The 540-nt window shown below is 70.0% G+C and carries 1 protein-coding gene; it reads right to left on the reverse strand.

What is annotated here, in order from left to right; all coding sequences use genetic code 11:
* On the reverse strand, window positions 1-540 hold a 540-nt coding region (locus tag FLP08_RS16825; RefSeq protein ID WP_156278083.1), incomplete at both ends, for a UvrD-helicase domain-containing protein.

Here is a 540-nt window from a genome sequence, read left to right on the forward strand (position 1 = left end):
AGCAGCAGCTCGGAGAAGTCGATCACCCCGGCGCGGGCGCAGGCCGCCTCGTAGGCTTCGTAGATCTTCAGCATGGTGGCGAGGAACAGGTCGCCGCCGGGCTGGATGTGTTGCGGCCGCAGGCCCTCGTCCTTCTGCCCGTTGATGAACCATTGGGCCTGGCGCGCCGGCCAGCGCTGCTCGTCGAGGCCGAGTTCGCGGATCACCCGCTTGACCAGGCGTTGCTGGTCGTCGCTGTCGAGGATCTGGAAGTTCTCGCTCAGCCCGGCCTCGCGCCAGTGCGCGCGCAGCAGGCGATGGGCGAGGCCGTGGAAGGTGCCGACCCACATGCCCGCCGGATTGATCCCGAGCAACTGCTCGATGCGGTGGCGCATCTCCGCCGCCGCCTTGTTGGTGAAGGTCACCGACAGGATGCTGTAGGGCGAGGCGTGCTCGACCTGGATCAGCCAGGCGATCCGGTGCACCAGCACGCGGGTCTTGCCCGAGCCGGCGCCGGCGAGGACCAGTTGGCGGCCCAGCGGCGCGGCCACGGCCTGGCGC

Source organism: Christiangramia aestuarii (assembly GCF_009735585.1).
Taxonomy (GTDB): domain Bacteria; phylum Bacteroidota; class Bacteroidia; order Flavobacteriales; family Flavobacteriaceae; genus Christiangramia; species Christiangramia aestuarii.